This is a genomic window from Brevibacillus ruminantium, from assembly GCF_023746555.1.
Lineage (GTDB): Bacteria > Bacillota > Bacilli > Brevibacillales > Brevibacillaceae > Brevibacillus > Brevibacillus ruminantium.
In genome coordinates, this window is record NZ_CP098755.1 from 2,723,482 (window position 1) to 2,745,428 (window position 21,947).

A 21,947-nucleotide genomic window follows, 5' to 3' on the forward strand; every position below is an offset into this window, starting at 1 on the left:
GCAACTCGGTTTTTTTACTTCGATTCATTGATCATCCAGTGAATTCTTGTACCCAGTATCCATTTTGATATCCTACACCGATTTTCGTGAAATTCGGATTCAAAATGTTTTTGCGGTGACCGTCACTGTTCATCCATTGCTGCATGACTTCTTCCGGGCTGCGTTGGCCCATCGCGATGTTTTCACCTGCAGCCATGAAGTTCACACCAAATTTGCTCATCATGTCGAATGGAGAACCATAGGTCGGGCTGTTGTGGTCAAAATAGTGGTTTTCATCCATGTCAGCCGCTTTTGCCGATGCTACCTTTTCCAGGGAAGCATCATAGGTAAGCGGAGACAGACCAGCTTTTGCACGCTCCTGGTTAACCAAATCTGCTACCTGACGAGCAAATTGGGAAGATGCTTGAGCAGGTTGGCTCGCTTTTGGTGCTTGCTGTTGTGCTGGTTGTTGTTGAACCGGCTGTTGAACTGGCTGTTGAACTGGTTGTTCAACAGGTTGCTGTACCTGATTTTGAACCGGTTGTTGCATTTGTTGAGGATTCATAATCCATTGGAAATTGGGAACCGCATAATTGCAATTCCAAGGCGTAGCCTGATTGTTCGGCATTGCTTTGCTGATTGGCAACACTTGATTGAATGACAATCCTTGATTCGTCGGACATGGGTTAGACTGTTGAAACTGTTTGAAAGATTGGGAATTCAATACATTTGAGAGCCACTGGCCTGAGCCTGAATTCGCTCCGGATTTTAACGGGCATGTGGCAGCAAAAGCAGAAGTAGAAATAGAAGTAACGGCCAATCCCAAAGCAATTGCGATGATCGACTTGCCAAATGGTTTCATGTTCTCATCGTCTCCTTTTTTTTGCCTACGAGGTTAGTTGTCGGGTTTGGGTTGAGGATACAACCCTTCACTTTACGTGATTCACCCCAATGCAGAAAAAACGGTTTTCTGCAGAAAAAAGTCCCCCGCACTTCTCCCGCGAGAAGTTTCGGCTTGTTTGTTTGGCTTAATCAGGATAACAAAGGAAGACCAGAGAAGTGAACCTGTAAATCCTGGTAAGTCGGGGTTTAACCGCCGCTGATCGGCATAGCGACAACCTCCAACCGCCTGCTGTCCTGCCCCTTGCTTTTTATTTTCGTGATGGCAAAATGACCGATTTCCGATGTTTCCTTTACATGTGTCCCGCCACAAGCTTGCTCATCAATATCACCGATTGCCACCAGTCTCACAGTGGTCACGGAGGGAGGGAGCAAATTGACCACAGTTTTGATCAGAGAAGGGGCATGGTCTGCTTCTTCACGTGTAATCCAGCGGGTTGTGATGGGATGATTTCGGTTGATTTCTTCATTCGTCTCGGCTACGATCTCGGCGGTCTCTTCCTCGCTTAGCTCACGGAGCTGGGTGAAATCGATGCGCGCCCGATCGGGATAGATTTGGTTTCCCGTACAGAGTGCACCGAACTTGCGTTGTACGACAGCGGCCAATACGTGAAGCAGTGAATGATGGCGCATCAGTCCGTAGCGTCTTTCCCAATCAATTTGCAGATGGACAGGACCCTTTTGCAATCCTTCTGTACTCGACAGATAGTGAACGATACGGCCTTGCTCCCTTTTGACCTTCACGACCTCATACTCCCGGTTGTTTTGCACCATGACCCCAAGATCATGCTCTTGTCCGCCGCCCGTCGGGTAAAAAATCGTCTGATCCAAAATGACCTGATTTTGCCCAATCTCAAGAATCTGGGCTTCGCCTATCGTCAGATAGCTGTCGTTCAGATATTGTTCCGTAGTCATCATCAGCTCTCCAATCATTCTTCAAAAAAAATTGTTGATATCAAAAAAATTGTATCATATCATGCCAGTAAGATGATAGTATAAGAATAAGGACGAGATACTAAATTTTCTGACAAATGGAGAGTGATTGCATGTCTTCCGTGGAACACCGTCTCAAAGAGTTGGATATTGTCCTGCCGCCAAGTCAACCGCCTCTAGCCAATTATGTTTCCTGTGTACGCTCTGGAAATCTGATCTTTACTTCAGGTGCCGGGTGTTTTGTGGACGGTCAACCCCTTTATACGGGCAGGCTCGGCCGAGATCTCTCTGTCGAACAGGGCTACGAGGCTGCTCAGGTTACGGCTCTTCACTTGCTTAGTGTGATCAAGGCAGAGATCGGGAGTCTGGACCGGGTCGAGCGGATTGTCAAAATGCTTGGACTGGTCAGCAGCGCAGATGATTTTTATGAGCAGCCGCAAGTGATCAACGGAGCATCCGATCTGCTGGTACAAATTTTTGGAGAAAAGGGCAAACATGCACGATCTGCACTGGGGACATCCGTTTTGCCAATGAACCTACCTGTAGAAATTGAATTAATCGCGGAAGTGAAAGCAGACGAGGAGTGATCACAGATGTTTGTCACATTGGATCAGATCAGACAAGCACAGGCAAATCTTGCCGGCGTTATTTTGCCCACGCCGCTGCAATACTCACGTACTTTTAGCGAGTGGTCGGGCAATACCGTTTATCTGAAGCCGGAGAATTTGCAAAAAACAGGATCGTTCAAAATTAGAGGGGCGTACAACAAAATCGCGATGCTCTCTGACGAAGAGAAAAAGCGCGGTGTGGTTGCCTTTTCCGCAGGGAATCACGGGGCAGGCACAGCCTACGCAGCTCAATCTCTCGGTATCCAGGCGACGGTCGTTATGCCGACGCATCCTGTTCCCAGCAAGCGAAATGCCATTATCCACTACGGAGCCAAAATTGTGGACGGAGGAAGCACTTCGATTACCATGCATGACAAGGCAAAAGAGCTTGAGCAGACGGAAGGGCTGGTTATGATTCATCCTTTCGAGGATATCCCGATCATCGCTGGCCAAGGGACGATCGGTCTGGAGATTGTGGCCGAGCTGCCCGAAGTCGATACGGTAGTAGTACCCGTCAGCGGAGGGGGTCTGATCTCGGGTGTTGCCGCTGCCTTGAAAGAAGTCAAGCCTGCTGTCAGGGTGATCGGTGTCAACACGGAGGGCGCGATGGCGATGTACGAATCCTTACGGCATGGCTATCCGTTTGAGGTAGAGAAGGTTGACACGATCGCGGACGGCTTGATGGCAAAAAAGCCAGGGGAATTAACATTTGCGCATACTCGAAAATATGTCGATGAGATGGTGCTGGTCTCGGAAGAAGAGATAGCGAAAACGGTCGTCAGTCTGGCAGAACGGGCAAAACTGGTCGTAGAGCCATCGGGAGCGGCGGCATTGGCTGCTATGATTCATCGCCGGACCCAGATCAGCGGGGAGAAAGTCGTGGTGTTGGTAACAGGCGGAAATGTAAATATGAGCTTGCTTGCGACTCTGATTGAAAAATACACATAGCCCGAACAGAGAGGGTGGACGGTTGTGAGAAGAAAAATTTTCAATGTAAGGGTCATTGATGTTGTGAATCGTCAAGCGATCGAAAACGGGACGGTCGTGTTCGACGAAAGCGGGATCATCGAAATTTCCCAGGGCACAAGCGGTACAGAAACGGCTGATTGGGAGTTTGATGGGACCGGCATGACGCTTTTGCCAGGGTTGATTGACAGTCATGTGCATCTGGGGATGAATGCTTCACCTGATCCCTTCCAACAGATCAAAGCAGACTCGGAGGCCGACACAGCCTTTTTGGCCTGTTCGCAGGGCCGGCAGTTCCTTTCGGCTGGCATTACGACTGTACGAAATGTAGGAACACGTTACAATGTAGATATCGTGTATCGACAAGCTGTCGAACGTGGTTTGATCGAGGGACCGCGCGTCTATGCCTCGGGACAGCCGATCGTCATGACAGGCGGTCATTGTCACCCGATGGCGATTGAGGCCGATGGCGCGGATGAAGTACGGAAAGCGGCGAGACGCCAACTGAAGGCCGGGGCTGATTTGCTGAAGCTGATGGCCACGGGAGGAGTCCTGACGACAGGTACGGACCCCGGTTCAGCGCAGCTGAGCGAATGGGAGATGAAATGTGCCTGTGAAGAAGCCGATCACGCTGGAAAAACGACGGCAGCGCATGCCATCGGTCTGGATGGGATAAAAAATGCGATCCGGGCTGGTGTCACAACCATCGAACATGGTTCCGTCCTGGACGAGGAAGCCATCCAGATGATGCTGGAGCGAGGAACGTATTTAGTACCCACGTTAATTGCGGCCACCCTGATCCTGCGACAGCCGCCCGATTCAGGGATACCGGAAGACTTTATCCGCAAAGCTGAGCCGTTCGTACAGAGACATCGGGAAAGCTTCCGTGACGCACTGCGGAGCGGGGTAAAGATGGCCGCGGGCACAGATGCCGGCACTCCCTTTAATACACCGGGGCTGCTCGCGGACGAACTACAGCTGATGCACGAGGAAGGCATGGCGGCCATTGACGCCATCCATGCTGCTACGTTAAGCGCCGCTACCTTTATGAAGCTGGATGACCGGATCGGATCGATTGAGGTCGGGAAGTGGGCAGATCTGCTGCTGGTCGAGGGGAACCCGCTTTCAGACCTGCTTCATTTGAAACAGGTTCGGCAGGTGTATAAAGGTGGTTTACTTTGTGCACACCACCCGTAACACAGGGATACCTCGTGGACATTTCATATTAATGACGGTTTTTTATCCAGTTACTACGACGACAGGGAAATGAGGTCGCACTGATGAACGCGTTACATCCAATTTTGGCCAGCTATCTACCGGTTGTGGAGGGCCTGGCTCGAACCTTCGGCGAACATTGTGAGGTCGCCTTGCATGATATGACCAACCCCGAGGCGTCCATCGTCCGGATCTACAACGGTCATATCAGCGGCAGAGAGGCAGGGGGACCTGTCACCAATCTGGGGCTAAAGCTGCTGCGCCAGGGGGAGCAAGGCCATGATTTCATTCTCAATTACAAGCACGAAGGCATTAAAGACAAGGTGATCAAGTCAAGCACCATCTTTATCAGGGATGAAGAAAATAAAGTGATCGGTTGTCTCTGCATCAATCTGGACGTGACGCATTTGATGATGGCGGAAGCCACCTTGAGACAGCTTGCGTCGTTTGAGCAGGAGCCGCATGACAAAACAGAAGAGCGGTTTGCACCCTCGATTACTGAATTGATGGATCAAATCATTGAAGAATGCATCCGAAAAGTGGGCAAACCAATTCCCTTCATGCAGAAAGAGGAGAAAATCGCGTTTATCGGCATGCTCGACGAGATGGGGTTGTTTTTAATCAAAGGCGCCGTCCAGCATGTCGCGGATTTGCTGGATGTGTCAAAATATACCATTTACAATTATGTAGAGAAGAAGGGGAAACAGCCTACCTAAAATAGCGTTGATGAAAGGCGGTAGATCGGATGAGCACACCTCTTTCACCACAGGTAGAAGCCGAAAAGAAGGGCCGGTTTTTGAGATTCCTGGATCGCGTTGAAGTGTTGGGCAACAAACTGCCGGATGTTGTTACGCTTTTCCTGATCATCATCGCAGCCATTCTTGTTATGTCCAGCATTGCGGCCGCACTTGGGTGGTCGACGATTAATCCCACGAATCAGGAACGGATTGTCGCTATTAATCTGTTGAGCGGGGATGGAGTGATCCGCATCTTGACCGAAATGGTCAATAACTTCACCTCATTTCCGCCGCTTGGTTTGGTTCTTTCCGTGATGTTGGGGGTCGGTCTGGCTGAATCAACAGGACTGATCGGAGCCGCGATGAAGAGGACCGTTCTGGCTTCGCCAAAATTTTTGATCTTGCCGATCATCGTACTTGTCAGCATGCTCGGTCATGCAGCAGCTGACGCAGCGTTCATCGTTATGCCGCCGATCGCGGCCATGATCTTTATGATGCTGGGCCGTCACCCCATCTCCGGGATGGTGGCCGCCTACGCAGCTGTGGCAGGTGGCTTCAGTGCCAACCTGGTCGTCTCGGTACTGGATGTCACATTGGCCAGCTTTACCCAGACAGGAGCACAGATGATTGATCCCAGCTATCAGTCCAGTCCGGCGATGAACTATTATTTTATGGCTGCCTCTACTGTCATGCTCGTGCCGTTGACAGTCTGGGTGACAACCAAAATCGTCGAGCCGAGATTGGGAACCTATATTCAGTCTGATACAATCGTGGAGCCAGAGGCCAAGGTGAGCACAGAGGAAAAGAAGGGATTACGCTGGGCAGGCATTGCTCTTTTGGTATGTGTACTCATTCTTTTGAGTGTCACCCTTCCAAGCGGATCGCTGTTGCGTGATCCTGAAACCGATTCGCTGATCGTATCACCGTTTATGAAAGCCCTTGTTCCCATCCTGCTTTTCTTGTTTGGCATCCCGGCTATCGCCTATGGCATCGGTGCGGGTGTGATCCGTTCGGATCGGGATGTGGCCGAACACTTGACGAAAACGATGTCGGGGATGGGATACTACATCGTGCTTGCATTTGTGGCTTCTCAGATGATTGCTTACTTCAACTGGAGCAATCTTGGACCGATCATCGCGATCGAGGGAGCAGCATTTCTGCAAAACATCGGGCTGACCGGTCTGCCCCTGTTAATCATGTTTATCGTGTTTGCGACGATCATCAATTTGTTGATTGCCAGTGCTACGGCAAAATGGGCAATCCTGGCCCCTGTTTTCGTTCCCATGTTCCTTTTGCTTGGATACAGCCCAGCGATGACACAGGCAGCCTATCGGATTGGTGATTCGATCACCAACGCGATAACGCCGATGCTCCCGTACTTCGCCATTTTGTTAACGTTCGCAAAGAAATATCAGAAAAATCTGCAAATGGGTACCTTGATCTCGATCCTTCTGCCTTATTCCCTGCTTTTTGGACTTTTTTGGATTGTTTTGTTTGCGCTCTGGTACCTGTTTGGATTGCCACTCGGCCCAGGACATTCGATTTTCAAGTAGCTTTCACCAGTCATTCAAAAGCAGCCAACTGGCAGGTTCAGCGCCGGTTGGCTGTCGGCATTTGCTTTTTCATTCCAGATCAAGTAAAATAAAGGTACTTGAATAATACAGTTGGAACTCTGATTCACACTGGCGCGGTCATCGGAGCCGCAAGGATGGAAGAGAGGTAGGGCTTTCGTCGTTTTGGATTCTCATAGACGAAACCTTGTGCAACACATATAGAAATGAAGCGATGGATTCACCTGTAGGAGGGAAAATCTTCTTCATTTTCCTTACTGACATGTGTTTTTTATTTTTACATGAAGGTTTTTGGGTTTGCACATAATACTGTTGGAAAACTGTTGGAGGTAGGTTACCTGTATGGAAACAATTGGCACAGTAAAATGGTTTAATGCAGAAAAAGGTTTCGGGTTTATTCAAGTAGAGGGTGGAGAAGATGTTTTCGTCCACTATAGCGCGATCCAGGGAGAGGGCTTCAAAACCCTCGAGGAAGGACAGCGCGTCCAGTTTACGATTGTCCAAGGCGATCGTGGGCCGCAAGCGGAAAACGTCGTAAAACTCTAAGACTCCTCACCAAAAAGCAACTGTCATCATAGACAGTTGCTTTTTTCATCCTGTCTCATGCCCTTGAATGTGTTCGATTCGCTCTGACATCGTTGTTACTTTATGGTAAAATGGTTTCTTATCAGCCGAAATGACGGGAGGCTCAGATAGATGGATGAAAGAAGTAAAGCTATGCAAGCCATGATCCCTTCCCTTGCCAGTGCCACGGACATCCACCGTATAACAGAGGGCTTTTCCTCAGATCATAAATATCTCGTCCGCTATCACAATGGTCAAAAGTTGTTGCTGCGCACCGCGGATATCGCGCATTACGAAAGGAAATCCGCAGAGTATCACATCATGCGGTCCATCAAACCGTACGGTGCAAAAAGCCCGCTCCCCCTGGAGTTCGGTAAGGTAGAAGCGCTGGGACTCTGCTATTATCTACTCAGTTATATCGAAGGAGAGGATGCGCGAAAAACGCTCCCCACCTACACCACTCAAGAACAGTATCGGATCGGATGGGAGGCGGGCCGGGACCTGGAGCGGCTTCATCAGCTCCCTGCACCTCCCTCTACACCTGACTGGTACGACCATATCATGAAAAAGCATGACCGTTATCTGACAGCTTATCAAACCTGCGGGGTCAAACTGGAGAACGATCGCCAAATCATCCGTTTTATAGAAGAAAACGAGTACGTGCTAAAGGATCGACCCAATCAGTTTCAACACGACGATTTTCATGTGGGCAATATCATCGTCAATGAGCGGGCTTACGCAGGCATTATCGATTTCAACCGGTACGATTGGGGAGATCCACTCTTTGACTTTAGTAAATTGGCACTGTTCAGTAAGGAATGCAGTGTCCCATTTGCAAAGGGGCAAATTGACGGCTACTTTGCTCATCAGCCGATTCCCGAGCATTTTTGGACCTTGTATGCCATCTACGCCGCGATGAGCGTTTTTTCCGCCATCGTCTGGTCTGTCAAAGAGACACCCGACAAAGTAGAGGAGATGCGTCAACGTCTGCACAACCTTTGCGTGGATCATCAGTATTTCGAAAGCTGCATACCTGTATGGTATTCCAACGGATTGAAAGAGTAACTGAAGGAAAGAGTTCAATCAAACGAAGGCACCAACGACTGTCAGTCTGAGACACCAACGAATGCGTTGGTGTCTTTCTCTCTCCAAATGTATGTCTGCCATGAGTGATTGCTAACTTTTTTGTTCCGGTAGTGGAATGCTCTGTTCAAACTGAAAGACGTTTTCCGGGTCGTACTTTTTTTTGACTGTTTTCAACCTGTCGATATTTTCACCAAAATACGCGGTCTGCCAATCAGGAATCAGCAGATCACAATAGTTGCGGTATGCACCACGGGTAAAGGGGAGCATGGAGGTGCGAAATTGTTCGATCCAGCGAATATTGGCTGCTTCATCCCGATCGTGTTCCCAATAGGACAGGTATTGGATCATGAACAATGCTCTGCGATGTACAAAAGCAGTCGCATCGGGAGGAATCCGGCCAATCGCACCGCCATATGCATCGAACAAGACCAGATTTCCGGTGCCGGGGGTCTCGGATAAATGATGGGTAAATATAGAAAGAGCTTCGTTTGATAAGGGCTCGTAAACGTAGGCAGATGAATTTTTAAACTTGGTTCGGCTGGTCGCGGTTCCGGCGAACATGCGCGCCACAGTGATCCAGGAAGCAGAGCGGATCGAAATGGTCTTTGGCGGTACCGCTTGCTGCAAAGGCCGGATCAGTTGACGAAGTTCCTTTTCCAAGCCGACGAATACACCGCGTGATCGGATATCGCCGTGGTTTTTTGCAGGTAACAGGAGGGTTGGGGTTAAGCGGTCATCGACATGGGGAGCCCATTCTTGCCAAAAACGTACTACTTTATGAAGATCGGAAAAATCCCACGCCATGGAATAATGCGCTACATCACCGATTGGATTCACGCGAAAGGTAAAGGCAGTAACCACGCCGAAGCTTCCGTCGCCAGCACCGCGGCAAGCCCATAGCAAATCGCTGTGTTCCTTTTCATTGGCGCGAATCATCCTGCCCCGCCAGTCTACCATGTCGATCGCGAGCAGATTGTCACAGGTCATGCCGAAATGTCGGGAAAGATAACCGAATCCTCCGCCTAGCGTCAACCCGGACACTCCGGTTGTCCCGCAGGTTCCGCTTGGGATGGTGCGTCCTTGTTTCCACAAGGCTTCGTAGAGGGGGAGTACTCGAAACCCCGCACCAACGTATGCCGTGCCTGCTTCTTTATCAATATGTAGGTGCTGCAGCATGCTGATATCGATGACAAGACCGCCGTCAACAAGAGAAAACGCCTCGTAGCTATGCCCGCCACCACGCACACGAAATGGCATCTCATGTTTACGTGCCCATCTAACCGCATTGACGACATCCTGCTCATTCATACAGTAGACAATTGCTTTTGGATATTTAGAAAAGCGGGCGTTAAAATCGAGCCTTGCTTCCTCATACCCTGATTCTCCCTCCACGATCACACGTCCGGTTAATCCCATCAAACTTGGCAAGAAAAACACCTCCATTCAAAACCGTTCTCACAGTGAAAACAAAACGATGTGTTGTTACACCTAAACTATTCCATGATCCATTCAAATAGAGCAAATGTGAGTGAAGCGGTCTGATTTTCCAAAAAAGTGTAGCCTGTCGGAATGAAGTATCGTATATTATTACATATGTATAATATAATGAACAAAAGGAGGACGCTGATTGAGTGCGATCCACATCAGAATCGGCCAAAATCTGCAACGAGTAAGAAAGCAGAGACAGTTAAGTCTGGATAAAGTGGCTGAATTAACAGGTGTCAGCAAAGGGATGTTGCATCAGATTGAACGAGGGGATACACAGCCTACAGTAACAACGGTTTGGAAAATCGCCACCGGTCTTAACCTTTCCTTTTCATCGCTGATAAAAGTAGACGAATCTGAGATCTCCATTACAAGACGAAAGGAAATACCAGATATCACTGAGGACAATGGGAACGTTCAAGTATATGTAGGATTTCCATTCAACCCGCAAACCCAAATCGAGATTTTCACCATCGTCATCAAGCCCAAAGGGAACTATATTTCGGCTCCTCATAATGAAGGCGTCCAGGAATACATAACCGTTACCTCAGGGAAATTTACCATCAACATTCGGGACGAAGAGCATACGCTGTTTGCCGGCGATACGATACACTTTGCAGGTAACGTGACACATCAATACAGAAATGACGAAGACAAAGATGTTACTCTGCAGGTTGTCATGCATTACCCCGAGTCGTAATGAGCATGAAATCAAGCGGTCCATTGCCCTTAGAAAGGAAAGTACCCCATGTTGGCAAAAGAATTTTCTCGTATCGATCAATTTCGTAAGCAGCTTGTGCAGGATAGTTCCGTTTCCTCCCTTGTGGCAGCCCTCGTATCAACGATGGTCGGTTACGCAGGACCGCTGCTCATCATTTTTCAGGCTGCCAAGCTGGCCGGTCTAACGGATGAGCAGCTTTCCTCTTGGATCTGGGCGATTTCACTTGGAAGCGGCATTACCACTTTGGGATTGAGCGCATGGTATCGCGTTCCGGTTATTACCGCTTGGTCTACGCCGGGCGCAGTCCTGCTTGTTTCGAGTTGGTCCCAGTATGCATACTCGGATGCCATCGGTGCGTTTATCGTTTCAGCCCTGCTGATCACGTTGCTTGGCGTAACCGGACTATTTTCCAGAGTGATGGACAAGATACCAGGTTCCATAACGGCGGCGATGCTAGCCGGAGTATTGCTAAAATTCGGATTTGATGTGTTTCTTTCGCTACAAGCATTGCCCGTCTTGGTCATCCCGATGATCCTCACTTATCTGGCGACCAAACGCTTATTGCCACGCTATGCTGTAATTGCTACGCTGCTGGTCGGGATTGGAGGAGCGATCATCATGAACCGACTTGATTTATCGAGTGTCCAGATGACGATGGTAACGCCGGTTTGGACGACACCGAGCTTTTCACTCGATGCATTGATCGGCCTCGCCATCCCACTCTGCATTGTCACCATGACAGCGCAAAATGCAACGGGAATCGGCGTTCTTCGTTCATATGGTTACAAAACGCCGGCTAGTCCGCTGATTACCGCCACCGGATTTACATCCTTGATCCTCGCCCCCTTTGGCGCACATGGGATTAATCTCGCTGCGATAACTGCGGCGATCTGTACGAGTGAAGAATCACACAAGAACCCCGACAAAAGATATGTGGCCGGTATGGCAGCCGGGATTCTCTACCTGTTGTACGGTTTGGGAGGAGCTACCATCGCTTCATTTTTCGGTGCGTTTCCCAAGGAATTGATCCTGGTGATTGGCGGTCTCGCCTTATTTTCTTCGATCAGTGCGAGTCTTACGCAAGCGATGGATACGCAGCATAAGGAGAGCGCTTTACTGACGTTTTTGGTCACAGCTTCCGGCATTACAATCGCCGGGATTGGCTCCGCTTTTTGGGGCCTGATAGCAGGTGTGTGCGCCCATTATATTTTCACCGCTTCGTTTCAAAGGCAAAAGGGAGTGGCAAAAGCGAGTCAGGGGACCCCATAGTTACGGCATAATCGGCTGGCAGGCGTAAACACTAAGAGGAGTTACCTAGTCCAGGATCGAAATGGTTATGACAAATCAGATATACCCTTACTCATGCTGTTTGAAAGAGAACGATCAGGAATCTAAAAATACAAAAGAACGAATAGGAGATAGAATGACAACGCAAAAAGAAAAAAACGAAACAGGGTGGAACTTCGACAATAGTTACGCACGTCTGCCAAACACTTTTTTTACCAGACTTAACCCGACTCCCGTACGCTCACCGGAGCTGATCATCTTCAACGAGCGTTTGGCAACAGCATTGGGGCTAAACGTACAGTCGATGCAAAGCAAAGACAGCATAGAAGTGTTTGCCGGAAACCGTGTACCGGAAGGAGCTTCGCCTCTTGCTCAAGCCTACGCTGGCCATCAATTCGGGCATTTTACCATGTTGGGGGACGGTCGGGCATTGTTGCTTGGTGAACATATAACGTCTCGAGGAGAACGGTTTGATATCCAGCTCAAAGGCTCGGGCAGAACTCCCTACTCCCGCGGGGGGGGATGGCCGAGCGGCGCTGGGTCCCATGCTGCGCGAATACGTGATCAGCGAAGCGATGTATGCCCTGGGGATTCCGACCACCCGCAGTCTTGCAGTGGTGTCAACAGGTGAGCCGGTCATCCGTGAAACCTATCTGCCTGGTGCCATTTTAACGAGGATCGCTGCCAGTCATCTGCGCGTTGGCACTTTTCAATACGCGGCGCAGTGGGGCACCGCCGATGATCTCCGAGCCCTGGCCGACTATACAATCACGCGTCATTATCCCGATATCGAAGCGGATGAACATCGATATCTTTCTCTTCTGGGCGAAGTGATCAAGCGTCAGGCTGCGCTGATTGCCAAATGGCAACTGGTTGGCTTTATTCACGGAGTGATGAATACCGACAATATGGCGATTAGTGGAGAAACGATAGATTATGGTCCCTGCGCCTTCATGGATACCTATGACCCGGCGACGGTATTCAGTTCGATTGACGTGCAAGGCCGTTATGCCTATGGCAATCAGCCTTATATAGCCGGATGGAATCTCGCGCGATTTGCTGAAGCCCTTCTTCCGCTTTTGCACGATGATCAGGAGCAGGCGATCAAGCTGGCCGAGGACACTCTGTCTAGTTTCGGAAGGTTATACCACGCTCACTGGCTTGCGGGCATGAGAGCAAAACTGGGGTTGTTTAACGAAGAGCAACAGGATCAAACCCTGATCGAAGATCTCCTGAAAATGATGAAAGATACTCATGCGGACTACACCAATACCTTCCGTGCGTTCACTCTCGATACACCGGAGGATACGGTACTGTTCGGTACTCCGGAATTTACCGAGTGGCACAAGCAGTGGCAAGAGCGATTAGGCAGGCAGCCGGAATCAAAAGCCGCCGTCCAGGAGTTGATGCGGAATAGCAATCCGGCGATCATTCCGCGAAATCACCGGGTGGAAGAGGCACTGGAAAGCGCAGTGAACGGCGGAGATTACAGCGTGATGAGACGGCTGCTCGACGTGTTAGCGAACCCTTACGCATATTCTCCCGCACAGGTAGAATACGCTGCGCCGCCTGAGCCATCTGACTGTCCTTACCAGACCTTCTGCGGTACCTGATATATCAATACGATCGCTTACCCCCACCAGAAAGTGTGTTCTGGCGGGGGCTTTTTGAAGCAATACGAGTCAATATAGTCGTGACAGAGGCAAATAAGAGTAAAAATTTTCAGCCTCCATGATAAAATGAAAAAGAGGGAGGTGCGTTTATGAGAATCCTTTCCGTTTTCTTGCTCATTACAGGGTCAATCGTTACGTTTATTGGGATATTACCTTTTATTTTTGCTTATCCGTATTGTCATGGCTGTCCCAATTCCGGTCCTTCAAATTGGTGGGAGCTTATTCTTATGATCTCTTATGAGGGAAAAGGATGGTATCTGGTGATCGGTATGGTGTTATTGTTGTACTCAATACTTGAAAACCGCATATTTTCTAAAATGCGAAACGAGCCTCTAGGATAAGTGCTAGGGCTCGTTTTTTAGTCTGAAAGGTAGACGTCAACAAACGCTCATTTCGAACATGTTGTTGAGGGATGCATGCATTCAAAGAGGCAATTCATCTGGACATGCCACAAATTTGTAGAAGAACAGAATTCTTAGATCAAAAACATCGCCACAATCGTCGTAACCAGCAGCCCGATGACCACAGGGTACAGGTTTCGTCTTGCCAGTTCAAAAGGATCGACACGGCAGATGGCTGCAGCGGGGATCAGTGCCCAGGGAATGATGGTTCCGCCTCCAACCCAAATAGCTGCGATCTGTCCCAGTGCAGTCAAGGTATCGGCTCCCGTCCCCAGGGCAGTGGCGAAAAGCTTGGCGAGAGAGCCAACCAAGGTGATTCCAGAAAAACCAGAACCGTCCAGGCCGGTGATGACGCCAATGGAAGTAAGGGCGAGCGCGGCGATTTCTTTACTCAGCGGTATCGCATGCGCCAATGCTACCCCTAGGTCGTTGACAATACCGTGGGAGCCAGCCGGCAGCATTTCACCGTAGACCTGCACAAAACCGCTGTCTCCCATGTAAAAGAAGGCGGCAATCGGAATGACCGGTCCAAATACTTTGAAACCGAATTGAAAGCCTTCAACCAAGTGACTGGTCACCTTCTCCAATCCCGCGTCTTTATGAGCGAGCAGCGTGATCCCTACCAAAATGAGCAGGGCTGTACCGCCGATCAATGCTGTCGCATCTCCGCCTTTCAAATCCAAGAAAAACATCGCACAGACGTCCAGTAGAAAGAGCAGAATCACTGCAGCGGCCAGCCACTTTCGCATTCCAGCTTGAAGCAGTTTGTCAGCAGAATCAGAGGAGGCGCTGTGAAAAATGTCAGACAAGTCGCCCTTTGCACTGATCAGACCGCTTTTCATATCCTTTTTCAAGTACCAGAAAGCCGTGAGGGTGGTGACCAGTCCCATTACGATAACCAGGGGAACGCTGGCCGAAATGACATCCGAAACCGGAAGTCCGGCAGCTTTTGCTGTCAGCGTGGGTGCCCCCTGGATAATGAAATCACCAGATAAGGCAATGCCATGTCCAAACAGGTTCATCGCCACAGCAACCCCAATGGCGGGCAAACCAACGCGGATTGCCGCTGGAAGGAGAACTGCCCCGATCAAAGCTACGGCTGGGGAGGGCCAGAAGAACCAGGAGATCATCATCATGACCACCCCAATTCCCCAGAAAGCGAGGGCAGGCGTTTGGATCAGGGAAGAAACGGGCTTGATCATCGTTTCATTGATGCCGGTTTCGCTCAATACCTGACTCATCGCCACAATAATGGAGATGACCAGAATCGTCGGCAATAATTCAGTGATGGCAAAAATAAAGCTTCCGAATAGTCCGCCAACTGCCGAGGCCATCGAACTGGTCGCCGTCCATCCCAATACGCCGATTCCGATCATACACAATAAACTCGTATCTCGTCTCAATATCATCGTCGCAATGATACCGAGAACAAACAGCACATACACGCCGTGAATCCAGCCTAACTCAACACCCATGCCGATTCCCTCCTCAATTGCTTCAGGAGAATCCTTCTGCTGTCAGATTATGCAGGGAAACAGGCATGGGTGAGAGCGGATTTAAGCGATTAGGTCCGGTTGTAGTGGAGTGTCCGCCAGACTTCCCACATCCAGTGGTGGGTGACGTGATCCAGCTCCTCTGTACGGTTCAGGATACGGTAAATCCGGTCCATCAGCTTCTCATACTCTTCTTCCGTCAATTGTACGCGGGGCATGGTCTTTCCTCCCAAATCTTCTTGATATCCATTTTATCCCAGTTTGGTTACCTGTCATACCCCTCTGGTAGGTGATTGGGAATTTTGGTACATCCACATTCAAGGCATTTTTTATAGGGGAACAGTTGAAAACTGGAAATGCAAAGCTGAATATGCGAGGATAGTAATGGAAACAAAGTCGTCTTTGGCAGTGCTATAAAGGAGGGAGAGGCGCCGATGAAGCGCCATCAACCATGCAAAAAGTAGCTCAGTTGCAACAAAAATTGGACCAAGCCATCGAAATACTGGAGCGTCGGTTTCTGGAGAGAAGCGAACTGATCCGACTGCTGCTGCTGGGAATGATGAGTGGCGAAAATGCCCTCCTGGTGGGTCCTCCGGGGACTGCAAAATCTCAGCTTGCCCGCTCCATCTCGCAGCTGTTTGGAACGGAGCATTGGTTTGACTATTTGCTGACCCGTTTTACGACACCGGATGAGATATTCGGACCGGTTTCCCTGCAACAACTGAAGCAGGATCAATATGTGCGGAAAACAGCAGGCTATCTGCCCTCTGCCCAGTTTGCTTTTCTGGATGAAATTTTCAAGGCAAACAGCGCCATTCTCAATTCCTTACTCTCGATTTTGCATGAGCGCATCTATTTTAACGGAAAAGAAAAAGAAGCTGTACCTCTGCAGTTTCTCGTTGCTGCATCCAATGAATTGCCGGATGAGGATGAGCAATTGTCAGCGTTGTACGACCGCTTCTTGATTCGATATGAAGTCGGTTATTTGCAGCACGCATCCAGCTACGAAAAAATGTTTAACTTGCCTACAAAGGAGATTCCGGTCGTGTTTTCCTTGTACGATGTGCAGGATGTACAGGCGGCTGCACAAGACGTGTCCATTTCTGAGGGGCTGATCTATTTTTTATACAGCTTGAAAAAGGATCTTGAGGAAAAAGAGTTCCGGATCTCTGACCGAAGATGGAAGAAAATCGTCCAGGTCTGGAAAACATCTGCGGTCATCAATGGCCGCGATCACGTATCCATTTGGGACACCGTTTACACCCCTCACATGCTATGGGATGTTCCCGAGGATTTGCCCGTTCTGCGTGAGTTGTTTGAACAGCGTTTTACCGAGCAGGTAAAAATCGAACTGGAGACCGAATTGCCTCTGCGCAGGTTTCACCAAATTGCCCAGCGCTGGATGGAAAAAGAGGCGGATCTGCATGCCTTCCAGTTTAAAAAGGAAATTGGTCACAAGCTGGGGAAAGAAAAAGCGGAGCAATACCGCGATTTGCTTGAAGAGTGCCGACTGGAGCTGGAGGAAGCTGGTCGAGAGCTCCGCAATCGTTTAGTAGAAGCCCAGAAGCGTGAGCAAAACATGAGGCAATACGTCTTTGAAAAAAACCGACTGATCTTTGAGCTGGATAAATTTGCGTTGAAATACGTTCACCTGCGAGTGGAAGGAGAACGGATTTTACAGATGCTGCAAGGCGTGTATCGCACGGTCTTCGACAGGGAGATCGCGGGTGCCGAGTATGATTACACCCTGTAGGGAGGCTGGCGAACATCATGATTATACGTGCGAGCCGAGTGGATCGTTACGTCTTCGATGGTCTCTGCTACTCTTCTCGTACGGCAAGAGAGTGGATGGAGGAAGCAAAAAAACAGGCACCCTGGTTTTCCCGCGAGCTGCTGGCTGACTTCTTTTTGTCCTTCTTTTTGCAATCACCGGAGGTAGACCAGACAAAGGATGCGACACCTTTTCACCGCTGGATAGTACAAGCCCTGAGAAAACAGTACTTTTACCAGAGTATTCACCCGCGGACGATTGGACAAGAGGGTGCTTCCTTCAAGACGGCGATCAAAGCGCTGATGTGGTTGACGGAGAGCTTTGCCGACGAAGTAAAGCGGCGTGAGCGTGAACAGCAATTGACACCGCTCGTAGCCGGACTGCAAAGTGAACAAGGCAAAGAGGGCAGTGAACAGGCGAGGCTATCTGAATTCATGACGGAAAAACAGATTACGCAATTGCAACTGATGGGTTATACCTTGCAGCAGGGAAAGCAGCTGGTCGAAGATAAACAGGAGGCGGCTGATTCCCGCCCGCTCGTGGAAGCGGAAATTCGTTCCTTGAAGAGTCGTATCGAGGAAATGCGGGAAGAGATGCGCACCCAGTTTACCAAGCGTACAAAACTTCAGCAAAAAGTGAAAAAGCTGGAGGAAGAACTGGCGGGGCGCGAAAAGCAGCACCAGCGCCTGTCCCGACAGGAGCGGGAAGCCATTGAGCAATTTGAACAAGAGCTGGGCCAGTGGCTGGATCACTCGCTCAGGGAAACACTGGCGGAAGAAGAAGGAGATACGCGGTTCATCCAGGAACTGTTGACTGCAAGCCAGCGCTTTGCGAACCGGCGCTGGGGCAGCGAGCTTGGCAAATTGCGCAGGCAGACATGGGAACAGTACCTCAAATGGGTGGAAAAGCTGAAGCGCCATCCTGATCTGCTGTCATTTGTGGAAGAAGTGGGGCGGAACGTCCATCATTTTCGCATCAAACGCAAAGAAAAGCGTACGCGCCGACTGCCCGAAGAATACGATGATCTCCGGCAATCTGGAGAGATCGCGCATATGCTTCCAAGCGAAGCGGTGCTCCTTGCTGATCCGGATTATGAAGCCTATTTTTTGCTGAAGTGGCTGGAGAAAAAGCTGATGACCTACGATACGGCGGGGTGGCCGGAGGAACTGCCAAAAGGTCCGGTTATCTGTATGCTGGACACTTCGCATTCCATGAAGGGCAGCAAGCTGAGGCTGGCTCAAATCTTCGTCATGACGTTTGCCGCTATCAGCTTGCTGGAAAAACGCGACTTTCTGCTGCTGTTGTTTGGGGCAAAAGGTGAGTTGAGCGAAAAGGCGCTGTATCATCGGAGACCCGATTGGCCCGGTTTTTACGCTTTGGCTCAGATGGCTTATGGCGGCGGGACTCATTTTGATGCCCCGATGAAAAGGGCGATCGAAATCATCGGAGAAAATCGTCACTTTCAAAGTGCCGATCTGGTCATGGTCACAGATGGGATCGGCGGACTATCTCCCTACGTTCGGGACACGCTCGCTGGACTGGGGCAAAAAAAGAAGCTGCATTTGCACACGCTGATCGTCGGGTCCGCCCGCCAACATTTGGCGCAGACATATGACATCCTGGGGGTATCCCATCGGGTCAGATTTGCTACGACCTGGGAGAGCCGGGGAGAGACGCAAACGGACCTCTTGCTGGATGTCTTTGCTGCCTCTCGTGACAAATGAAGTGCGACCTAAAAGACTACATAACAAAAAGAAAATATTACCAGGTCGTACCATGTAAAAGTCATAACAAAGAGATGCCATAACGAAAAGGCCAGCCGGGCTGTCGTATATAAACCGGGCTGGTCTTTTCTTGTATCTGCAAAATTGGAGAGTAAATCGGCTGTGGCGAAATCGCTATTAGCCGGAATACTGCCAAGCCTTTGCCTAGTGATTTATCTTAGCTTTTTACCCAGGGATTTTTCAAGTGGCTCTCCAGCCTCTCGACAGTCTTTTGGATACGGCTGAGCCTTGTTTCCTCCCGTTTGGCATCGGTAACCCATCGGACGTATTCTTTGCGATTTGTATAGGAAAGCCCCTCAAAAAAGGTCTGGGCTTGAGGTGATTGGACCAGAGCAGCTTGCAGATCATCCGGTACGATTACGACACGGTCTGCTGCAGGTTTGGTTTCCCCGGATGGAGAAGCAGCCTTCTTCTCCGTGCGTGCTGTTCGGGTCGACTTGACCAGTCCAGCCGGACGGAAGCGCACACCAGACCAAGTCGAATCGATAGACACCATGGCGACACCTTCAAAACCGGCTTGGGTAATCGCTTCCCAGCCTTTGTCTCGATTCAGATCCGTATTGATTTTGGAGCTTTGCTTCGGGTAGGCGATCCAGAACATGCCTTCCGAAGCAAGAGTTGAGACGGCAAAAGCTGCCCATGCCTGTAGCTCGGCCATGCCATGGACAAATAAAAGCAGACAATCTGCTACGCCGCTCAGCTTGTCCAGCATTTCCTGATTTGGTGTAAGTACAATTTCTTGGGTGGCTTCTTCTGGAAGTGCCGGTAAACCTGTTCGATAATCCTCGGGTGGATTTAATACGAGAAGTTTATGACCTTCTTTGATTCGAAGCTTTTTTGCTAATTCTGTCATGGCTATTCCATCACTCCCTACAGGCGGTTGAGAAGAGTGCGACCAAATTCCAGCTCTTCCAACTTATCATGAACCTGTTTGCTGTCATATTCCCAGCGGGCCTCTTCTTCTTGATAGTGAATCGGCACATCACAGATAATCGTGGCTAATTTTTTGCTCAAATAGACCTGATCACGGTTTTGCTCCAGTTTTTCCTTCAGCTTTGGTGTACATGCCTCCAGCCGGCTGTAGAGGTTGTCCAGACTTTGATGCTCAGAAATCAATTTGTGTGCTGTTTTTTCGCCAATGCCCGGGCAGCCGGGAATACAGTCGGAAGCGTCTCCCATCAAGGCTTTCACATCGACCACCTGATCAGGAGTAATTCCACGCAAAGCGAGCAGGCTTGCTGGCGTATAGTGCTCATGCTTGCCTCCGTTTTTCAGGATTTTCACACTCACCTGATCTGAGACCAACTGAAGACTGTCATAATCGCCAGTTGCAATGACGACTTGATGGCCATTTTGTCCCAGCATCGTACTTAGGGTTCCCAGCACATCATCCCCCTCATACCCGGGGCATCCTATATTCGGGACAGAAAATGCCGCTGTCACCTCTTTGACGAGATCGAATTGCGGGATCAACTCTTCCGGTGGTGCATTTCGATTCGATTTATAGCCATCGTACCATTGACTGCGAACGAGCGTTTCCCTCGCGGCCACATCCCACCCGACAGCCAGATGGGTAGGGCGAATCAGATCCACGTAATCCAGCATCATCTTGGTAAAACCGTAGACAGCATTCGTATATACCCCTTGTGAGGTTTGGCGGTAACCCCCCGTCCAGGCAGAAGCGTAAAACGCGCGGAAGAGAAAACTCATACCATCAATGAGCAATATTTTTTGCGGCTCGGACACAACGACAGACTCCTCTCATCCAAAAAAAATCGTTCGTCCCATTATATCACAAAGCGGGTCGACTGCCTTTGGCTCGTCTGTCAGATTTTACATCGGGAAAGCGCGCATGCAACGATTCGGATCGAGGGATGATACTACCACAAGCACGAAAATCACTCTTTTCTCATCGTCTCTCGGTCTCATTGGGAGGAGCAGGAAAGCTGACGGTTCAATTCCGTCCCGGGAGAAAAAAGTGATAGGAGGAATCACACATGGCGAACAACAACTCTGGCAACAGCAACAATTTGTTAGTTCCTCAAGCAAACATGGCCCTGGATCAACTGAAGTACGAAATCGCTGCAGAATTTGGTGTAAATCTGGGCGCTGACACCACCTCCCGTCAAAACGGATCTGTGGGTGGAGAGATCACGAAACGTCTGGTAAGCTTTGCTGAACAACAACTGGCAGGCCGCGGTTAATTCCGTGCAGCTACAAGTTCATATCTGAATGTGAGAGACCCCTCAAGAAGGGGTCTTTCTGACTGTATCGTAAAGCGCGATTGCTCCCGGATCACAGGCATCAAAAAGGTTTTCTTATGTCGCCGTCTACACAGCAGCCCTTTTCTCACGATGAATGTGCAAACACACAATCCTCATTGGCGGACATTCATATGGTGTAATGTAATCATTCTGGTATCCAACCTCAGTGATGGAGAGGAGGGGCGGTTGACCATGAAAAAGAAAGAATTAAAACGATTGTTTAAAGATAATCCTGAGTTTGAGTCCTGGCTTAAGCAGGATCCGACCCGTGTCGCATCGGTTCGTTCGAACCCAGCGGTTGCCGATGATTTGTTCAAGAAATGGAAAGATCGAAAAAAGGGCAGAATTGATTTTGACAACATTACAGAAAAAACAAGGCGAGCAGGTGAAATGCTGTCAAACGTGCAATCGATTATGGAAATGATGTCGGATTATAGCAAAAAACAGACGGAGTTGTAGAAGGCTGAAGGATTTTAGCCTTCTTTTTCTTTTTCCATTCTCTCTTTGAT

At 49.6% G+C, this 21,947-nt stretch carries 20 protein-coding genes, 1 pseudogene and 1 riboswitch; of the genes and pseudogenes, 14 read left to right on the forward strand and 7 right to left on the reverse strand.

Annotated elements, in window-relative coordinates; all coding sequences use genetic code 11:
• Positions 1–31: 31 nt before the first annotated feature.
• Together NDK47_RS13470 and NDK47_RS13475 are read right to left on the reverse strand one after the other, a co-directional pair.
• Complete coding sequence (locus tag NDK47_RS13470) at positions 32–841, reverse strand: CAP domain-containing protein (RefSeq protein ID WP_251875710.1); 810 nt, start codon at positions 839–841, stop codon at positions 32–34.
• A 7-nt stretch (positions 842–848) separates the two neighbouring features.
• A riboswitch (cyclic di-AMP (ydaO/yuaA leader) is annotated at positions 849–1,005 on the reverse strand.
• A gap of 63 nt (positions 1,006–1,068) precedes the next feature.
• On the reverse strand, positions 1,069–1,794 hold the full coding sequence (locus tag NDK47_RS13475) for an alanyl-tRNA editing protein (protein WP_251875712.1): 726 nt from the start codon (positions 1,792–1,794) through the stop codon (positions 1,069–1,071).
• Positions 1,795–1,925: 131 nt separating this feature from the next.
• On the opposite strand from NDK47_RS13475, the gene NDK47_RS13480 reads away from it, so the two are divergent.
• The 7 genes from NDK47_RS13480 (at position 1,926) to NDK47_RS13510 (ending at position 8,538) form a co-directional block, all read left to right on the forward strand.
• Positions 1,926–2,399 (forward strand): RidA family protein, encoded by a 474-nt coding sequence (locus NDK47_RS13480; protein ID WP_251875714.1) that lies wholly within the window; start codon positions 1,926–1,928, stop codon positions 2,397–2,399.
• A 6-nt stretch (positions 2,400–2,405) separates the two neighbouring features.
• Entirely contained in the window at positions 2,406–3,368 is a 963-nt protein-coding gene (gene ilvA / locus NDK47_RS13485) for a threonine ammonia-lyase (protein WP_251875716.1), read from the forward strand.
• 24 nt (positions 3,369–3,392) lie between these two features.
• Complete coding sequence (locus NDK47_RS13490) at positions 3,393–4,583, forward strand: metal-dependent hydrolase family protein (RefSeq protein WP_251875718.1); 1,191 nt, start codon at positions 3,393–3,395, stop codon at positions 4,581–4,583.
• Positions 4,584–4,666: 83 nt separating this feature from the next.
• Positions 4,667–5,317, forward strand: a complete 651-nt coding sequence (locus NDK47_RS13495; protein WP_251875720.1) for a helix-turn-helix transcriptional regulator — start codon at positions 4,667–4,669, stop codon at positions 5,315–5,317.
• Between the two features lie 29 nt (positions 5,318–5,346).
• Complete coding sequence (locus tag NDK47_RS13500; RefSeq protein ID WP_251875722.1) at positions 5,347–6,891, forward strand: AbgT family transporter; 1,545 nt, start codon at positions 5,347–5,349, stop codon at positions 6,889–6,891.
• A 360-nt stretch (positions 6,892–7,251) separates the two neighbouring features.
• Positions 7,252–7,455 (forward strand): cold-shock protein, encoded by a 204-nt coding sequence (locus tag NDK47_RS13505; protein WP_251875724.1) that lies wholly within the window; start codon positions 7,252–7,254, stop codon positions 7,453–7,455.
• A gap of 150 nt (positions 7,456–7,605) precedes the next feature.
• Complete coding sequence (locus NDK47_RS13510) at positions 7,606–8,538, forward strand: aminoglycoside phosphotransferase family protein (protein WP_251875733.1); 933 nt, start codon at positions 7,606–7,608, stop codon at positions 8,536–8,538.
• Between the two features lie 111 nt (positions 8,539–8,649).
• Here NDK47_RS13510 and NDK47_RS13515 read toward each other — a convergent pair whose 3' ends face one another.
• Positions 8,650–9,987 carry an FAD-binding oxidoreductase gene (locus tag NDK47_RS13515; RefSeq protein ID WP_251875735.1) on the reverse strand — a complete coding sequence of 446 codons (1,338 nt, stop codon included), beginning with the start codon at positions 9,985–9,987 and terminating at the stop codon, positions 8,650–8,652.
• A 199-nt stretch (positions 9,988–10,186) separates the two neighbouring features.
• Here NDK47_RS13515 and NDK47_RS13520 point away from each other — a divergent pair, with 199 nt between their 5' ends.
• From NDK47_RS13520 to NDK47_RS13530, 3 genes and pseudogenes are all read left to right on the forward strand, one after another.
• Positions 10,187–10,744, forward strand: coding sequence for a helix-turn-helix domain-containing protein (locus tag NDK47_RS13520; protein WP_251875737.1), 558 nt, complete (start codon positions 10,187–10,189; stop codon positions 10,742–10,744).
• Between the two features lie 48 nt (positions 10,745–10,792).
• Positions 10,793–12,034, forward strand: coding sequence for a benzoate/H(+) symporter BenE family transporter (locus tag NDK47_RS13525; protein WP_251875739.1), 1,242 nt, complete (start codon positions 10,793–10,795; stop codon positions 12,032–12,034).
• A 154-nt stretch (positions 12,035–12,188) separates the two neighbouring features.
• Positions 12,189–13,665 (forward strand): annotated as a pseudogene (locus tag NDK47_RS13530) (protein adenylyltransferase SelO).
• A gap of 535 nt (positions 13,666–14,200) precedes the next feature.
• Here NDK47_RS13530 and NDK47_RS13535 read toward each other — a convergent pair.
• Both NDK47_RS13535 and NDK47_RS13540 read right to left on the reverse strand, forming a co-directional pair.
• Positions 14,201–15,601 carry a hypothetical protein gene (locus NDK47_RS13535; protein WP_251875741.1) on the reverse strand — a complete coding sequence of 467 codons (1,401 nt, stop codon included), beginning with the start codon at positions 15,599–15,601 and terminating at the stop codon, positions 14,201–14,203.
• A gap of 89 nt (positions 15,602–15,690) precedes the next feature.
• On the reverse strand, positions 15,691–15,837 hold the full coding sequence (locus NDK47_RS13540) for a hypothetical protein (protein ID WP_251875743.1): 147 nt from the start codon (positions 15,835–15,837) through the stop codon (positions 15,691–15,693).
• A 233-nt stretch (positions 15,838–16,070) separates the two neighbouring features.
• Between NDK47_RS13540 and NDK47_RS13545 the strand changes: the two genes are divergently transcribed.
• Entirely contained in the window at positions 16,071–17,372 is a 1,302-nt protein-coding gene (locus NDK47_RS13545; protein WP_251875745.1) for an AAA family ATPase, read from the forward strand.
• Positions 17,373–17,389: 17 nt separating this feature from the next.
• Positions 17,390–19,114, forward strand: a complete 1,725-nt coding sequence (locus tag NDK47_RS13550) for a vWA domain-containing protein (protein WP_251875747.1) — start codon at positions 17,390–17,392, stop codon at positions 19,112–19,114.
• A gap of 217 nt (positions 19,115–19,331) precedes the next feature.
• Here NDK47_RS13550 and NDK47_RS13555 read toward each other — a convergent pair whose 3' ends face one another.
• The gene (locus NDK47_RS13555) at positions 19,332–20,027 is read right to left on the reverse strand and encodes a YdeI/OmpD-associated family protein (protein ID WP_251875749.1); all 696 of its coding nucleotides are present in this window, start codon (positions 20,025–20,027) and stop codon (positions 19,332–19,334) included.
• A 17-nt stretch (positions 20,028–20,044) separates the two neighbouring features.
• Positions 20,045–20,884, reverse strand: coding sequence for a 5'-3' exonuclease (locus NDK47_RS13560; protein WP_407653438.1), 840 nt, complete (start codon positions 20,882–20,884; stop codon positions 20,045–20,047).
• A 287-nt stretch (positions 20,885–21,171) separates the two neighbouring features.
• Here NDK47_RS13560 and NDK47_RS13565 point away from each other — a divergent pair, with 287 nt between their 5' ends.
• Together NDK47_RS13565 and NDK47_RS13570 are read left to right on the forward strand one after the other, a co-directional pair.
• On the forward strand, positions 21,172–21,378 hold the full coding sequence (locus tag NDK47_RS13565) for an alpha/beta-type small acid-soluble spore protein (protein ID WP_251875753.1): 207 nt from the start codon (positions 21,172–21,174) through the stop codon (positions 21,376–21,378).
• A gap of 252 nt (positions 21,379–21,630) precedes the next feature.
• Positions 21,631–21,897: a hypothetical protein gene (locus tag NDK47_RS13570; RefSeq protein WP_251875763.1), complete on the forward strand. Its 267-nt coding sequence runs from the start codon at positions 21,631–21,633 to the stop codon at positions 21,895–21,897.
• The last annotated feature ends 50 nt before the right edge of the window (positions 21,898–21,947 follow it).

What these genes read in the sequence shown, in the direction of transcription:
- NDK47_RS13500 (WP_251875722.1), top strand. Translation starts at nt 5,347, where the DNA reads ATGAGCACACCTCTTTCACCACAGGTAGAAGCCGAAAAGAAGGGCCGG.
- NDK47_RS13555 (WP_251875749.1), bottom strand. Translation starts at nt 20,027, where the DNA reads ATGACAGAATTAGCAAAAAAGCTTCGAATCAAAGAAGGTCATAAACTT.
- NDK47_RS13525 (WP_251875739.1), top strand. Translation starts at nt 10,793, where the DNA reads ATGTTGGCAAAAGAATTTTCTCGTATCGATCAATTTCGTAAGCAGCTT.
- ilvA (WP_251875716.1), top strand. Translation starts at nt 2,406, where the DNA reads ATGTTTGTCACATTGGATCAGATCAGACAAGCACAGGCAAATCTTGCC.
- NDK47_RS13470 (WP_251875710.1), bottom strand. Translation starts at nt 841, where the DNA reads ATGAAACCATTTGGCAAGTCGATCATCGCAATTGCTTTGGGATTGGCC.
- NDK47_RS13480 (WP_251875714.1), top strand. Translation starts at nt 1,926, where the DNA reads ATGTCTTCCGTGGAACACCGTCTCAAAGAGTTGGATATTGTCCTGCCG.
- NDK47_RS13475 (WP_251875712.1), bottom strand. Translation starts at nt 1,794, where the DNA reads ATGACTACGGAACAATATCTGAACGACAGCTATCTGACGATAGGCGAA.
- NDK47_RS13560 (WP_407653438.1), bottom strand. Translation starts at nt 20,884, where the DNA reads ATGAGTTTTCTCTTCCGCGCGTTTTACGCTTCTGCCTGGACGGGGGGT.
- NDK47_RS13565 (WP_251875753.1), top strand. Translation starts at nt 21,172, where the DNA reads ATGGCGAACAACAACTCTGGCAACAGCAACAATTTGTTAGTTCCTCAA.
- NDK47_RS13540 (WP_251875743.1), bottom strand. Translation starts at nt 15,837, where the DNA reads ATGCCCCGCGTACAATTGACGGAAGAAGAGTATGAGAAGCTGATGGAC.
- NDK47_RS13510 (WP_251875733.1), top strand. Translation starts at nt 7,606, where the DNA reads ATGGATGAAAGAAGTAAAGCTATGCAAGCCATGATCCCTTCCCTTGCC.
- NDK47_RS13550 (WP_251875747.1), top strand. Translation starts at nt 17,390, where the DNA reads ATGATTATACGTGCGAGCCGAGTGGATCGTTACGTCTTCGATGGTCTC.
- NDK47_RS13545 (WP_251875745.1), top strand. Translation starts at nt 16,071, where the DNA reads ATGCAAAAAGTAGCTCAGTTGCAACAAAAATTGGACCAAGCCATCGAA.
- NDK47_RS13535 (WP_251875741.1), bottom strand. Translation starts at nt 15,601, where the DNA reads ATGGGTGTTGAGTTAGGCTGGATTCACGGCGTGTATGTGCTGTTTGTT.
- NDK47_RS13570 (WP_251875763.1), top strand. Translation starts at nt 21,631, where the DNA reads ATGAAAAAGAAAGAATTAAAACGATTGTTTAAAGATAATCCTGAGTTT.
- NDK47_RS13505 (WP_251875724.1), top strand. Translation starts at nt 7,252, where the DNA reads ATGGAAACAATTGGCACAGTAAAATGGTTTAATGCAGAAAAAGGTTTC.
- NDK47_RS13495 (WP_251875720.1), top strand. Translation starts at nt 4,667, where the DNA reads ATGAACGCGTTACATCCAATTTTGGCCAGCTATCTACCGGTTGTGGAG.